Source organism: Streptomyces sp. MS19, from assembly GCF_047200595.1.
Lineage (GTDB): Bacteria > Actinomycetota > Actinomycetes > Streptomycetales > Streptomycetaceae > Streptomyces.
In genome coordinates this window covers 16,456-29,031 of sequence record NZ_JBJZOH010000049.1, presented here as the reverse complement: position 1 = coordinate 29,031, position 12,576 = coordinate 16,456, and the positions used below count along the sequence as shown (strand labels likewise).

At 71.7% G+C, this 12,576-nt stretch carries 16 protein-coding genes; 6 read left to right on the top strand and 10 right to left on the bottom strand.

Annotated features, from left to right (window positions below; translation table 11 throughout):
- Window positions 1-116: 116 nt before the first annotated feature.
- Window positions 117-542 (bottom strand): ATP-binding protein, encoded by a 426-nt coding sequence (locus tag ACL02R_RS27430; protein WP_412799648.1) that lies wholly within the window; start codon window positions 540-542, stop codon window positions 117-119.
- Between the two features lie 266 nt (window positions 543-808).
- Between ACL02R_RS27430 and ACL02R_RS27425 the strand changes: the two genes are divergently transcribed.
- The 5 genes from ACL02R_RS27425 (at window position 809) to ACL02R_RS27405 (ending at window position 2,850) form a co-directional block, all read left to right on the top strand.
- Window positions 809-1,654, top strand: a complete 846-nt coding sequence (locus tag ACL02R_RS27425; protein ID WP_412799647.1) for a helix-turn-helix domain-containing protein — start codon at window positions 809-811, stop codon at window positions 1,652-1,654.
- 13 nt (window positions 1,655-1,667) lie between these two features.
- Window positions 1,668-1,868, top strand: a complete 201-nt coding sequence (locus tag ACL02R_RS27420; RefSeq protein ID WP_412799646.1) for a DUF397 domain-containing protein — start codon at window positions 1,668-1,670, stop codon at window positions 1,866-1,868.
- A 71-nt stretch (window positions 1,869-1,939) separates the two neighbouring features.
- The gene (locus tag ACL02R_RS27415) at window positions 1,940-2,143 is read left to right on the top strand and encodes a DUF397 domain-containing protein (RefSeq protein WP_412799645.1); all 204 of its coding nucleotides are present in this window, start codon (window positions 1,940-1,942) and stop codon (window positions 2,141-2,143) included.
- Window positions 2,144-2,293: 150 nt separating this feature from the next.
- A complete protein-coding gene (locus ACL02R_RS27410) occupies window positions 2,294-2,476 on the top strand; it encodes a DUF397 domain-containing protein (protein WP_412799651.1) in 183 nt (60 codons plus the stop codon).
- A gap of 170 nt (window positions 2,477-2,646) precedes the next feature.
- Window positions 2,647-2,850 (top strand): DUF397 domain-containing protein, encoded by a 204-nt coding sequence (locus ACL02R_RS27405; protein ID WP_412799644.1) that lies wholly within the window; start codon window positions 2,647-2,649, stop codon window positions 2,848-2,850.
- A 28-nt stretch (window positions 2,851-2,878) separates the two neighbouring features.
- On the opposite strand, the gene ACL02R_RS27400 is transcribed toward ACL02R_RS27405, so the two are convergent.
- Complete coding sequence (locus ACL02R_RS27400; RefSeq protein WP_412799643.1) at window positions 2,879-3,295, bottom strand: arsenate reductase ArsC; 417 nt, start codon at window positions 3,293-3,295, stop codon at window positions 2,879-2,881.
- 7 nt (window positions 3,296-3,302) lie between these two features.
- Window positions 3,303-3,680, bottom strand: coding sequence for an ArsR/SmtB family transcription factor (locus ACL02R_RS27395; RefSeq protein ID WP_412799642.1), 378 nt, complete (start codon window positions 3,678-3,680; stop codon window positions 3,303-3,305).
- Window positions 3,681-3,826: 146 nt separating this feature from the next.
- On the opposite strand from ACL02R_RS27395, the gene ACL02R_RS27390 reads away from it, so the two are divergent.
- Window positions 3,827-5,206, top strand: coding sequence for an FAD-dependent oxidoreductase (locus ACL02R_RS27390; RefSeq protein WP_412799641.1), 1,380 nt, complete (start codon window positions 3,827-3,829; stop codon window positions 5,204-5,206).
- A gap of 36 nt (window positions 5,207-5,242) precedes the next feature.
- On the opposite strand, the gene ACL02R_RS27385 is transcribed toward ACL02R_RS27390, so the two are convergent.
- The 7 genes from ACL02R_RS27385 to ACL02R_RS27355 all read right to left on the bottom strand — a co-directional run bounded on the left by ACL02R_RS27385 (window position 5,243) and on the right by ACL02R_RS27355 (window position 12,547).
- Entirely contained in the window at window positions 5,243-6,268 is a 1,026-nt protein-coding gene (locus tag ACL02R_RS27385; protein ID WP_412799640.1) for an aldo/keto reductase, read from the bottom strand.
- The gene (locus ACL02R_RS27380) at window positions 6,265-6,579 is read right to left on the bottom strand and encodes an L-rhamnose mutarotase (RefSeq protein WP_412799639.1); all 315 of its coding nucleotides are present in this window, start codon (window positions 6,577-6,579) and stop codon (window positions 6,265-6,267) included. The genes ACL02R_RS27385 and ACL02R_RS27380 overlap by 4 nt, the downstream gene beginning before the upstream one ends.
- A 217-nt stretch (window positions 6,580-6,796) precedes the next feature.
- Window positions 6,797-7,774: an ABC transporter substrate-binding protein gene (locus ACL02R_RS27375; protein ID WP_412799638.1), complete on the bottom strand. Its 978-nt coding sequence runs from the start codon at window positions 7,772-7,774 to the stop codon at window positions 6,797-6,799.
- A gap of 34 nt (window positions 7,775-7,808) precedes the next feature.
- Entirely contained in the window at window positions 7,809-8,813 is a 1,005-nt protein-coding gene (locus ACL02R_RS27370) for an ABC transporter permease (RefSeq protein WP_412799637.1), read from the bottom strand.
- On the bottom strand, window positions 8,810-10,396 hold the full coding sequence (locus ACL02R_RS27365) for a sugar ABC transporter ATP-binding protein (protein WP_412799636.1): 1,587 nt from the start codon (window positions 10,394-10,396) through the stop codon (window positions 8,810-8,812). Before ACL02R_RS27365 ends, ACL02R_RS27370 begins: the two co-directional genes overlap by 4 nt.
- Before the next feature lie 14 nt (window positions 10,397-10,410).
- On the bottom strand, window positions 10,411-11,295 hold the full coding sequence (locus tag ACL02R_RS27360; RefSeq protein WP_412799635.1) for an amidohydrolase family protein: 885 nt from the start codon (window positions 11,293-11,295) through the stop codon (window positions 10,411-10,413).
- Window positions 11,285-12,547, bottom strand: a complete 1,263-nt coding sequence (locus tag ACL02R_RS27355) for an L-fuconate dehydratase (protein WP_412799650.1) — start codon at window positions 12,545-12,547, stop codon at window positions 11,285-11,287. Before ACL02R_RS27355 ends, ACL02R_RS27360 begins: the two co-directional genes overlap by 11 nt.
- Between the last annotated feature and the right edge of the window lie 29 nt (window positions 12,548-12,576).

Genomic DNA, 12,576 nt, shown 5'->3' with positions numbered 1-12,576 from the left:
CGTCCTCCCCCAACACCCGCACCAGCCACAGGAACAGGACGGTCATCCCGAGCAACACCCCCGCACCGACGAGCGCGACGGCTCCCAGCACGGTCCCGGCCACCGAAGGACATCCGTCACCTGGCCTCCTCCGCACCGAGGCCCAGCGCGAACCACATCGCCTTGCCGCCCACTTCGAGGTCGCACCCGAAGTCCAGGCACAACGCCCGCAGCATCCACAGGCCGCGCCCGGCCTCGGCGTCCAGGGCCGGTTCGGCGACGACCGGCACACACGGCGACCGGTCCGCCACCCGCACGATCACCCGCTCACCGTCCGGCACCACCGACAAACGGCAGTGCGAATCCCCCACGTGCCGCAGCACGTTGGCCAGCAGCTCACTCAGCCCCAACCGGGCCACCTCCACCGTCACATCGGACGCCCCCCACACCCGCAACACCAACGCAACCGTCCGCCGCCACGTCTCAATCCCCCGCGCATCGGCCAAGAAGTCCCACGCATAGACGCACTGCCGCGCCTCGGGGAACTGCACCCGAACCGTCATCACACCTCCTGTGCGTACTGCACTGCGAACGGCATGGCGGGCGCTCACCGACAACCGGGCCGCCAGGCGTTCACACGGAATGGATTCGAACCACACTCGAACACGGTGAGCTGTCAAGCCATCACCTAGAGTTGATAGACGCGAACACGGTAGACCCGATCCAGTCAGTGCCGCAAGTGGGCGTTCTGCACGTGTGCATCTGTGTCAGGATGTTGGCCCACTGCGTCTGAGCACGGCAGACTGGACACGAAGCATGGGGAGGCAGGATGGCCAGCACGTTCCGGAGCCGGAGACTGGGGGCGGATTTGCGTCAGCTCCGCGAGAAAGCTCAGTTGGCTTCAGAGGGCGTGGCCAAGGAAATGGGCTTCTCCCGACCGAAGTTGAGTCGTATTGAGGCGGGCGAAGTTCGCGTCACGCAGAACGATCTGCGGGCTCTGCTCCACCTGTACGGCGTGACCGACGACAAGCGGGTGCACGCCTTCATCGAAGCGGCACGCGACGCACGCAAGCCCGGCTGGTGGCACGCGTTCCAGGACACGCTGCCCCGCACCTACGCCGACTTCATCGCCTTGGAGGCGGACGCCACCGAGATCCGGAACTGGGAACCGCTACTCATTCCGGGCTTGTTCCAGACAGAGGCGTACGCCCGCGCTGTCGTCGCCGCCAACCCCGCTGTCCTGCCGCCTGCCGACATCGATGAACTGGTCAAGGTGCTCGGCGAGCGACGGGCTGCGCTGGAGCGTGCCCATCCGCCACGGATCTGGGTGATCATCGGCGAGTCCGCCATCCGACAGACCATCGGCGGGGTCGAGGTCATGCGCGAGCAGCTCACCCACCTGGCCGAACTGGCCGACCGCCAGCACATCTTCGTGCAGGTGCTTCCCCACGCCGCCGGGGCGCACGCGGGCCTTGCCGGGGCGTTCGTGATCTTCGGCTTGCCCCGCGACCCCGATGTTGTGTCCGTCGAGAACATGACCGGCACTCTCTACATGGACCAGCCGGGCGAGCGACAGGGGTACAGCGATGCCTTCGACCATCTCCGGGCGACGGCGCTCAACCAGGTCCAGTCACTCGCGCTCATCAAGCGCGTGGCAACCGCAATGAAGGAATGAGAGGGGAAATGCGATGACACCCCGGGACGGCATCGGCCCCTGGCGTAAGAGCAGCTATAGCGCGGGCAACGGCAACTGCGTCGAGGTCGCTCGGTACGCCGACGCCGCTCGGGCCGTGCGGGACTCGAAAAATGCTTCCGGACCGACAGTGGCCTTCACGCACACCGAATGGTCGGCCTTCATCGAATGGACCAAGACCGAAAGCACCGCCTGACACCCACCTGTCCGGGACCGCCCAGCGATCCCGGACAGCGCAGCCACAGCAGGCGATCAGGAAGGACAAACGTGAAGCACCCCATGATCCGGCACGATCTGTCCGAGGCACGCTGGCGCCGTTCCTCCTACACGGCCAACAACGGAGGGCAGTGCGTCGAGGTCGTAGACGGCATCCCCAACGTCGTCCCGGTGCAGGACAGCAAGAACCCCGGCCCGACCCTCCTGGTACCCGGGACGGCCTGGACGACGTTCGTGGATCACCTCAAGCACTGAGGACACCACTCACGCAGGAGGGGAGCCTGACCCGTGCCCGATTGGCGCGGATCAGGCTCCTCCTTCATTCCGGCCCTCTTCCACCTCTCCGGCCGAGTCATCACAATCGGTGTGACGACACGACGGCTTCGGACGGCGAGGGACGGCCGCATGCCCCCTTGGCGCAGCTCCTCCCACAGCGGCGGCAACGGCAACTGCGTTGAGGTCGCTCGATACGCCAACGCCGCTCGGGCCGTGCGGGACTCGAAGGACGCGGCGGGTCCGATAGTGGCCTTTACCCACACCGAGTGGTCGGTCTTCATCGAATGGACCAGGAACGACCGGCCCGCCTGATACCCGCTGGTCCGGGACCGCTCAGTGGTCCCGGACATCTGACGATCGTCCCCGAACGGCTCGATGGCCCGGCCTCATGCTTCCGCCATGGCCTTCTCAGCAGGCGGGCATCCTTCAACCGCGGGGCCCTTTCACCGGGCCACGAAGCCACGGAGCACGGAGAGGGAGTCATGGACACGGACGAAGCCGCAGGCGTCAACCTCACCCACGCGGTCTGGCGCGCATCACGCCGCAGCCAGGGCAACGGGGCGTGCGTCGAGGTTGCTGACAGCATCCCTGGCGTCGTCCCCGTGCGGGACAGCAAGAACCCCGTTCCCACCCTCCTGGTGCCCGGCGCGGCCTGGACGACGTTCGTGGATCATCTCAAGCACTGAGGACACCACCCACGCGGGAGCGGCCGGTTCAGCGGGCGGCGTGTGTGTCGATCTCCGCCACGAGGGCGGTGACGCGGGCCCTGATGGCGTCGCGGATCGGTCTGACGCCCGCGACGCCGAGGCCCGCCGGGTCGGGCAGCTCCCAGTCGCGGTAGTGCTTGCCGGGGAAGACGGGGCAGGCGTCGCCGCACCCCATCGTGATGACGTAGTCGGACGCCTGGACGGCCTCGGCGGCGAGGAGTGTGGGACGCGCGGCGGAAATGTCGATTCCGGCTTCCCGCATCGCCTCGACCGCGGCCGGGTTGACGCGTTCGGCGGGGAGCGATCCGGCGCTGCGGATCTCGACCCGGTCGCCGGCGAGCTGGGCGAGGAAGCCCGCCGCCATCTGGGAGCGGCCCGCGTTGTGGACGCAGACGAACAGTACGGAGGCGATCGGCGGGTTCACCGGCCGCTCACCCCGCCGCCGTGGTGAGCATCCGGGCCATGGCGGCGAGGACGGCCGGTTCGACGCGGTAGAAGACCCAGGTGCCGCGCCGCTCCGAGGTGAGGAGTCCGGCCTCCCTGAGCTTCTTCAGGTGGTGCGAGACGGTCGGCTGGGAGACACCCACGTCGGGGATGTCGCACACGCACACCTCCTCGCCGCCGTGCGCGGCGACGGCGGTGAACAGCCGCAGCCGCACGGGGTCGCCGAGCGCCTTGAACATGCGGGCGGCGCCCTCGGCCTCCTCGGCCGTGTAGACCCGTCCGGCCGGGGACGGGCAGCACGGCTCCGCCTCGCGCCCTGGCGCCTGGGGACCCTTCACCTGTGACACGCCCCTATGTTGACACATGTCGAAACAGGCCGGGAGGGGGCGGGAGCGCCCACTGTTTCGACAGGCTTCTATATTGACGATCGTCGCATCAAGCTGTCACACTGACCGCCATCGCATCGACACCTGTCGAATCAGCGGAACGGAACAGCGAAGGAGCACGCCCCATGTCCGAGCACGCGTCCCTGCCCGTCGCCGTCATCGGCGCCGGGCCCGTCGGCCTGGCCACCGCCGCCCACCTGGCCGGCCGCGGCCTCACCCCGCTCGTCCTGGAGGCGGGGCCGCGCGCCGCGCACGCGGTCCGGGAGTGGGGGCACGTGCGGCTCTTCTCCCCCTGGCGCGAACTGGTCGACCCGGCGGCGGCGCGGCTCCTGGCCGGCACCGGCTGGCGCAGCCCCGACCCGGCGGCGTACCCCACGGGGGCGGAGTGGGCGGACGCGTACCTCCAGCCGCTCGCCGACGCGCTGGGCGACCGCGTGCGGTACGGGGCGGCCGTCACCGGTGTGGCCCGCGCCGACCGCGACCGCGTCGTGGACTCCGGCCGCGAGGACCGGCCGTTCACCGTCCATGTCGTCAGGAGCGACGGCGGCGAGGAGCGTGTCGCGGCGCGGGCGGTCGTGGACGCGTCGGGGACCTGGGCCCTTCCCAACCCGGTGGGCGCCGACGGGTTGCCCGCCGTGGGCGAACGCGCGGCGGCTGCGGCGGGGCGCCTGACCTACCGTCTCCCCGACCTGGACGACCCGGCGACCCGGGCGCGGTTCGCGGGGAGGCGGGTCGCCGTCGTCGGCTCGGGGGCCTCCGCGTTCACCGCGCTCGCGCAGCTCGCCCGGCTCGCCGTGGCGGCGGACGGCGCCGGGACCCGTGCCACCTGGGTCCTGCGGCGCGGCGTCTCCGCCGCGACGTTCGGCGGCGGCAGCGCCGACCAGTTGCCCGCGCGCGGGGCGCTGGGGCTGGCCGCGCGGCGCAGCGTGGAAGACGGGCACACCGATGCCGTGACGGGCTTCCGCACGGTCGCGGTCGAACGGGACGCGGACGGCAGGCTCGTCCTCGTCGCGGCGGACGGGCGCCGCACGGGGCCGGTCGATCACGTGCTCGTCCTCACCGGGTCGCGGCCCGACCTCGGCTTCCTCTCCGAGGTGCGCCTCGGGCTGGACGAACGGCTCTCCGCGCCCGCCGCGCTCGCCCCGCTCGTCGATCCCAACCGCCACTCCTGCGGCACGGTTCCCCCGCACGGCGCCAGGGAACTCGCCCATCCGGAGCGGGACTTCTACCTGGTCGGCGCCAAGTCGTACGGCCGCGCGCCCACATTCCTCGCCCTGACGGGGCACGAGCAGGCCCGTTCCGTCGCCGCCGCCCTGGCGGGCGACCTGCGCGCCGCGCACCGCGTCGAACTCACCCTGCCGGAGACGGGGGTGTGCGGCGGCACGGGGCTCTTCGACAGCCAGGGCGAGCCGGACTCCGCCACCGGCTGCTGCTCCCCCGCCGCGGCGGGCGCCGTGGACGTGGAGCTGCTGCGGACGGCGGTGCGCGCGACTCAGGCGCCGTAGGGGCTGACGCCACGCGTTCCCGGTCCGCCGGTGGCGTCAGGTCAGCGTGTCGAGCAGGCCGGCCGCGTGGAGGTCGTCCCAGAGGGCGGGCGGTACGGGGATGCCCGCGCGGGTGGCGTTCTCGCGGACCTGCTCCGGTGACTGGGCGCCGACGGCGACCGTGGTGACGGCCGGGGCGAGGAGGGGGAACGCGAGGGCGGCGGTCGGCAGGTCCACGCCGTGCCGTGCGCAGACCGCGCCGATCGCCACGACGCGCTGGTACACGGTGTCCGGCATCGGCCCGTACTCGTACGGCAGCGACGGGTCGGGCGCCGGGCGGCTCAGCGCCCCGGAGTTGAAGACCCCGGCCGCCACGACGGCGACGCCCTGGCGCGCGCACTCCCGCAGCAGCGGCGCGGCGGGCTGTTCGAGCAGGGTGTGGCGTCCGGCGACCATCAGGACGTCGGCGAGTCCCGTCCGCACGGCGGCGGTGAGCGCGGCGACGGACTTCGACCCGACGCCGACGGCGCGGACGGCCCCGGCGTCCCGCAGCGCGGCGAGGGCTTCGAGTCCGGCCTCCAGGGCGGCGGCCGGGCTGCCGGGTCCGCCGGGGGCCGCGGTGGCGGGGTCGTACTCGTCCGGGTCGTGGAGGTAGGCGATGTCCACGTGCGTGAGCGCGAGACGTTCCAGGCTGGCGGCGAGCGACCGTTCGACGCCGTCCCGCGTCACGTCCCAGAGGCGGCGGTGGAGTGCCGGGACGGCGAAGCCGTTGGCGAGGTCGTCGGCCGGTCCGTCGGCGCCGGGGCGGTGGGGGACGAGCGTGCGGCCGACCTTGGTGGACACGCGGAACGCGGCGCGGGGGCGGCCGGCGAGCGCGGCGCCGAGTCGCCGTTCGCCCAGGCCGAGGCCGTAGTGCGGGGCGGTGTCGAAGCCGCGCACGCCCGCGTCCCAGGCGGCGTCCACCGTGGCGAGCGCCCGTTCCTCGGGGACGGCGCGGCCGAGGTTGCCGATGCCCGCGCCGCCGAACCACCAGGGGCCGGTGGCGAGGAGCGCGGCGGCCGGGGCGGGCGCGGGGGCGGTCACGCGAGGCTCCAGACGAGGGGCAGGCCGGTGTCGTCGCCCGAGTAGTCGTCCTCGACGTCGAGGAGTTCCGCCATCCGGGTCTGCCAGGCGAGGTTCACGGGGTCGTCGGCGAGGGCGGCGCGCATGGCGCGGTAGTCCGTCACCTCGATCTCGTGGAAGAGTTCACGGCCGCTGCGCCAGATGCGCCAGTCCAGGACGCCCGCCGCGCGGAGCCGTTCCGCCAGTTCGGGCGGGATGGCGGCGTGCACGCGGTCGTACTCCGCCTCCTTCCCTGCCTTCAGGCGGGTGTGGACGGCGACGCGCTGGGTCATGCCGGATCTCATCTCTGCGGGATCGCCGGACGTGTGGCCCGGCGGGATCGGACGCTCCGATCCAAACATCGGATGTATAGCGCGTCAAGCGTCGGCGCCGGGCGGATCATTCCCGTTCGCGGGCGTCAACTCGGGGCGCTCATCGGAGGTATGGGTATGCGGAAGGCGCCCGGGAACGGTTCCCCGGGCGCCTCCTCGGAAGCCGCGGCAGCGGGGCCTACTCGTAGATCGCCGCCTGGATCTCCGGGTCCTCGATGTTGCTCTGGTCGTACCAGTGGAACGCCGTGTCGATGCTCTCCGGCAGCTCCTCGCCGTCGATCGCGCTCAGCGCCGCGTCCACCAGCTGCCGGCCCATGTCCACCGGGTCCTGGGTGACGGCGCCGGTCATCTCGCCCGCCGTGATGGCGTCGATCTGGGCCTGCCCCGAGTCGAAGCCGACGACCACGAGGTCGTCACGGCCGCTCTCCCGGACGCCGTTGACGACGCCGATCGCGGACCCCTCGTTCGAGGCGTAGATGCCCGACAGGTCCGGGTTGCTGCGGATGATGGACTTGGCGATCTCGGCGGACTCCAGCTGGTCGCCGCCGCCGTACTGCGGCTCCAGCACGGTGATGCCGGGCGCGTTGGCCGCCATCCACTCCAGGAAGCCGTCGCGGCGCTCCTTGCCCGACAGGCTCGTCTGGTCGTGCACGACGAGCGCGACGGTCCCCTCGCCGCCGACCGCCTCCGCCATGTGGGCGGCGGCCTCGGCGGCCGCGGCCTTGTTGTCGGTGGCGACCGTCGTCACCGGCACGTCGCTCTCCACGCCGGAGTCGAACGCCACGACCGGTATGTCCTGGGACTGCGCCTGCTCCAGCAGCGGGGCGGCGGCCTGCGAGTCGAGCGCGGCGAAGCCGATGGCGTCGGGGGACCTGGCCAGTTCGTTGGTCAGGAGGTCCATCTGCCCCTCCACGTCCGCCTCGGTGGCGGGGCCGACGAACGTCACCCGCGCGCCGCGCGCCTCCGCCTCCTCCTCGGCGCCCTGCTTCACGGCCTGCCAGAACTGGTGCTGGAAGCCCTTGGAGACGATGGAGATCAGCGGCCCGTCGCCGCCGGCGCCGCCGCCTCCGCCGCCCTCGCCCTCCTGGCCGCAGGCGGTCATCAGGACAGCCATGGCCGTGCCCATGACGACGGCCATGGTCCTTCTCAGCTTCATCGCCAGATCTCCCTCGTTCTGGTCGGGGACGTTCTCATTGCAATTCCTTCCGGACCTGGTCCGTGTAGACGGCGACGAGGATCACGCAGCCGAGGATGACGTTCTGCCACTCCTGCGGGATGGACATGATCTGAAGCCCGTTGTTGAGCACGGAGATGATCAGCGCCCCGATCAGGGTGCCGATGATCGAGCCCTTGCCGCCGGACAGCGAGGTGCCGCCGATGACGACGGCCGCGATGGCCTGGAGTTCGTACCCCATGCCGGTGGCGGGCTGGGCGGAGCCGAGCCGGGCGGAGATCAGTACGCCGGCGAGACCCGTGAAGAGACCGGCGAAGACGTAGATCACGATCTTCCACCGGCGGACGTCGATCCCGGACAGGCCGGTCGCCTCTTCGTTGCTGCCGATGGAGTACGTGTAGCGGCCGAGCACGCTCTTGGTGAGCAGGACGCCCGCGATGACCGCGACCACCAGGAGGATGAGCACGGCGTTGGGGATGTCCACGCCGGGGATCAGGCGGCCCGTGGACAGGTCGGTGTAGCCGGAGACCTCGGTGAAGTAGATCGGCGTGCTGTCGGACACGACGAGGGCGAGACCCTCCGCCACCAGCATCATCGCCAGCGTGGCGATGAACGGCGGGATGCGCAGCACCGCGATGTTGAAGCCGTTGACCAGCCCCATGAGCCCGCCGAACAGGATCGTCAGCGGGACGCCGACGGCGAGCGGCAGGCCCGCGTTCACCATGAAGACGCCGGCCATGACGGCGCACAGCGCCATGCCGGTGCCGATGGACAGGTCGATCCCCGAGGTGATGACGACGAAGGTCGTGCCGATCGCCAGGGTCCCGATGACGACGGTCGAGAAGAGGATCGAGATGAAGTTGTCGTACGTGAAGAAGTACGGGCTGGCGATCGCGAAGAAGGTGTAGATGACGATCAGGCTGGCGAAGGCCAGCACCTGCTGGAGGCGGCTCCTGAGCGCGGCGCGCCGCCCGCCCTCCTCCGGCCGCGTGAACGCCGGCGGCGCTTTCACCGTGGTCATGGCTGCCCTGCCTTCTTCTCCGGGTGACCGGCGGCCTGCGGCCCACCGGCGATGAGGCCGAGTTCGGCGGCGTCGGCCGGGACCTCGTCGGGCCGCAGCGTCGCGTAGTGCATGATGCTCTCCTGGGTCGCCTCGTCCGCTTCGAGCACACGCGTGACCCGGCCCTCGCTCATCACCACGACGCGGTGGGACAGGCGGAGGACCTCCGGCAGCTCGGACGAGATCACGATGATCGACTTCCCCTGCGCCACCAGCTCGCCCAGGAGCTGGTAGATCTCCTCCTTCGCGCCCACGTCGATGCCGCGCGTGGGCTCGTCGAAGATCAGCACGTCGCAGTCCTTCACCAGCCACTTGGCGATGACGACCTTCTGCTGGTTGCCACCCGACAGGTGCTTGGTGGTCTGGTCGGCGGAGGGGGTCTTGATGCGCAGGCGGCCGATCAGCTGCTCGGCCGCCGCCCGCAGCGCGCCGTCCCGGACGAAGCCGCCCTTGGTGAACCGGCCGCGCAGGGCGCTGAGGGCGATGTTGGCCTTGACGTCCTGCTCCAGCAGGAGGCCGAGGCGCTTGCGGTCCTCGCTGAGGTAGCCGATGCCGAGCCTGGCGGCGTCGGCCGGGTTCGCGATGCGGACCTCGCCGCCGCGCAGGGTGATCGTGCCCGCCTGGACGGGGTCGGCGCCGACGAGGGCGCGGGCGACCTCGGTGCGCCCGGCGCCCATCAGCCCGGCGAAGCCGAGGATCTCGCCGCGGCGCAGTTCGAAGGACACGTCAGTGAGGAGCGCCTTGGTGGTCAGGCCGCGCACGCCGAGCAGGACCTCGCGGTCGGCGCGTACGTTCTCGGGGGCCGCGTCGGTCCGCAGGGCGCGGCCGACCATCCGGCTGATGATGTCCGGCGTCCCGGCGGTGGCGACATCGAGGGTGTCGATGTACTCGCCGTCGCGGATGACGGTGACGCGGTGCGCGATGCGCTTGATCTCCGCCATGCGGTGCGAGATGTAGATGACGCCGGTGTCCGGGCGGACGAACCGGCGGATCAGGCCGTGCAGGGTCTCGACCTCGGCGTCGTTCAGGGCGGCCGTGGGCTCGTCCATGATGAGGACGCGCGGCTCGTACGAGAGGGCCTTGGCTATCTCGACCATCTGCTGGTTGGCGACGGTGAGCCGGCCGACGACCGCGCGGGGGTCGAGGGGGAGGCCGAGGCGTTCCAGCAGGGCGGCGGTGTCGGCGTTGAGCTTCCGGTCGTCGAGCAGCAGTCCGGCGCGGCGCGGCTCGCGGCCGATGAAGATGTTCTGCGCGACGGTCAGGTCGGGCACCAGGTTGAACTCCTGGTGGATGATGCTGATGCCCAGTTCGGTGGCGTGTCCGGGTCCGGTGGGCCGGTAGGGCTCGCCGTCGAGCCGGAAGGTGCCCTCGTCCGGGGTGTGGATGCCGGACAGGAGCTTCATCAGGGTGGACTTGCCCGCGCCGTTCTCGCCGACCAGGGCGAGCACTTCACCGGGGCGCAGGTCAAGGCGCATGCCGTGGAGGGCGCGGACGCCGGGGAAGGACTTCCCGACGCCCTCGACCTCCAGGAGAGCTTTCGTCATCGCGGGCCTCTCGTTCACCGGGCGAACTCCCGCAGACCGTAGACCCGCGTGCCGGTGCCGGACAGGATGTGTGTCCGCTCCGTCGCGGACAGCTCGCCGATCAGGGCAGAGGTGATCTCCCAGGCGCGGGCGTAGCCGCCGGCGGGGAGCGTCATCGGCCAGTCGCCGCCGTACATCAGCCGCTCCGGGCCGAAGCAGGCGAGCGCGGTCTCGGCGGCGGGGCGTACCGCTTCGGTGGTGAAGGGGACGCCGGGGGTCTGGAGCCCGGAGAGCTTGGCGACGACGTTCGGCCGCTCGGCCGCCGCGCGCAGGGCGGCCTGCCAGGCGGGGAACGCGGCGGGGTCGGCGGGCGGTTTGCCGAGGTGGTCCACGACGATGGTCAGCTCCGGCAGCGCGTCGGCCAGGGCGGTGACGCCGGTGAGGTGGCGCGGCCAGGCGTCGGGGACATCGAAGGGCAGGCCGCGGCGGGCGAGCAGGGCCAGCGAGCGGCGGACGGCCGGGAGTTCGAGGAAGTCGTCCCTCGGGTCGTCGTGGACCAGGTGGCGGACGCCTGCGAACGCCGGGTGCGACTGCCGGCGGTCGAGCTGCCGTTCGGCGGTGGCGGGGTCGTCGAGCCGTATCCAGCCGACGACTCCGGCGATCCAGGGGTGGCGGTCCGCCTGGGCGAGCATGGAGGCGGTGTCGGCCTCGGAGTCCTCCGCCTGGACGAGGACGGCGTGGTCCACGCGGGCGGCGGTGAGCTGGGCGTGCGCCTGTTCCGCGGTGAAGTCGGCGTGCAGCGGCCCGTCGGGGGGCAGCCATGCGTACGTGCTGACCGTGCGGTCCCAGAGGTGCAGGTGGGTGTCGAGCACGGGCTGCGGCTGTGCTGGCTGTGCTGGCTGGGGAATGTCACTCGGCACGGGAGTGCTCCTGGATGGACTGCCGCAGCATCTCGGTGCCGGCGCCGGGGGCCTTGGGCGGGAAGTAGCGTCCGTCGCGGACGTCCACCGGGGTGACGAAGTGCTCGTGCAGGTGGTCGACGTACTCGATCATGCGGCTCTCCGTCGTGCCGGAGACGGCGACGGAGTCGAACATGGCGAGGTGCTGCACGGCCTCGCACAGGCCCACGCCGCCCGCGTGCGGGCAGACGCGGACGCCGAACTTGGCGGCGAGCAGGAGGATCGCGACGTTCTCGTTGACGCCCGCGACGCGGGTGGCGTCGAGTTGCAGCACCGACATGGCCTCGGCCTGGAGGAGCTGCTTGAACAGGACGCGATTGGCGCCGTGTTCGCCGGTGGCCACGGGGACGGGCGCGATGGCGCGGGCGATGGCGGCGTGGCCGAGGATGTCGTCCGGGCTCGTCGGCTCCTCGACCCAGGCGATGTCGAACGGGCGCAGCGCCTCGATCCAGCGGATCGCCTCGGGGACGTCCCAGCGCTGGTTGGCGTCGATGGCGAGGCGGATGCCGGGGCCGATGGCCTCGCGGGCGATGCGCAGACGGCGTATGTCGTCGGCGAGGTCGCCGCCGACCTTCAGCTTGATCTGGGTGAAGCCCTCGGCGACGGCCTCGCGGCACAGGCGGGCGAGCTTCTCGTCGTCGTAGCCGAGCCAGCCGGGCGTCGTCGTGTAGGCGGGGTAGCCCTGGTCGAGCAGGGCGGCTTCGCGTGCGGCGCGTCCCGGCTCGGCGGCGCGGAGGATGCCGAGGGCCTCGTCCGGGGTGAGGGCGTCGGTGAGGTAGCGGAAGTCGACGAGGGCGACGATCTCCTCGGGGGTGAGGGAGGAGAGGAGCTGCCACAGCGGCTTGCCCGCGCGCTTGGCGCGCAGGTCCCACAGCGCGTTGACGACCCCGCCGATGGCCATGTGCATGACCCCCTTCTCGGGGCCGAGCCAGCGCAGCTGGGAGTCGTGCACCAACTCGCGCCAGACGCCGCCGAGATCGTCGAGCGTCGCCGCGACGTCGCGGCCCACGAGACGGCTCTCCAGCAGCCGCAGGGCGGCGACCTGGACGTCGTTCCCCCGGCCGATGGTGAAGACGAACCCGTGTCCCTCGTGGCCGTCGTCCGCGTCGGTGAGCAACCGGACGTAGGCGGCCGAGTAGTCGGGGTCCGGGTTCATCGCGTCGGAGCCGTCCAGCGTCCGCGAGGTGGGGAACCGCACGTCGTGGGCGTGCATGGCGATAAAGCGGGGCACGGACACACTCC

Bases quoted from the DNA above. Each gene is read 5' to 3' on its own strand.
- ACL02R_RS27430 (WP_412799648.1), bottom strand. From the start codon at position 542: ATGACGGTTCGGGTGCAGTTCCCCGAGGCGCGGCAGTGCGTCTATGCG.
- ACL02R_RS27425 (WP_412799647.1), top strand. From the start codon at position 809: ATGGCCAGCACGTTCCGGAGCCGGAGACTGGGGGCGGATTTGCGTCAG.
- ACL02R_RS27420 (WP_412799646.1), top strand. From the start codon at position 1,668: ATGACACCCCGGGACGGCATCGGCCCCTGGCGTAAGAGCAGCTATAGC.
- ACL02R_RS27410 (WP_412799651.1), top strand. From the start codon at position 2,294: ATGCCCCCTTGGCGCAGCTCCTCCCACAGCGGCGGCAACGGCAACTGC.
- ACL02R_RS27405 (WP_412799644.1), top strand. From the start codon at position 2,647: ATGGACACGGACGAAGCCGCAGGCGTCAACCTCACCCACGCGGTCTGG.
- ACL02R_RS27395 (WP_412799642.1), bottom strand. From the start codon at position 3,680: ATGTGTCAACATAGGGGCGTGTCACAGGTGAAGGGTCCCCAGGCGCCA.
- ACL02R_RS27390 (WP_412799641.1), top strand. From the start codon at position 3,827: ATGTCCGAGCACGCGTCCCTGCCCGTCGCCGTCATCGGCGCCGGGCCC.
- ACL02R_RS27380 (WP_412799639.1), bottom strand. From the start codon at position 6,579: ATGACCCAGCGCGTCGCCGTCCACACCCGCCTGAAGGCAGGGAAGGAG.
- ACL02R_RS27375 (WP_412799638.1), bottom strand. From the start codon at position 7,774: ATGAAGCTGAGAAGGACCATGGCCGTCGTCATGGGCACGGCCATGGCT.
- ACL02R_RS27370 (WP_412799637.1), bottom strand. From the start codon at position 8,813: ATGACCACGGTGAAAGCGCCGCCGGCGTTCACGCGGCCGGAGGAGGGC.
- ACL02R_RS27365 (WP_412799636.1), bottom strand. From the start codon at position 10,396: ATGACGAAAGCTCTCCTGGAGGTCGAGGGCGTCGGGAAGTCCTTCCCC.
- ACL02R_RS27355 (WP_412799650.1), bottom strand. From the start codon at position 12,547: ATGCACGCCCACGACGTGCGGTTCCCCACCTCGCGGACGCTGGACGGC.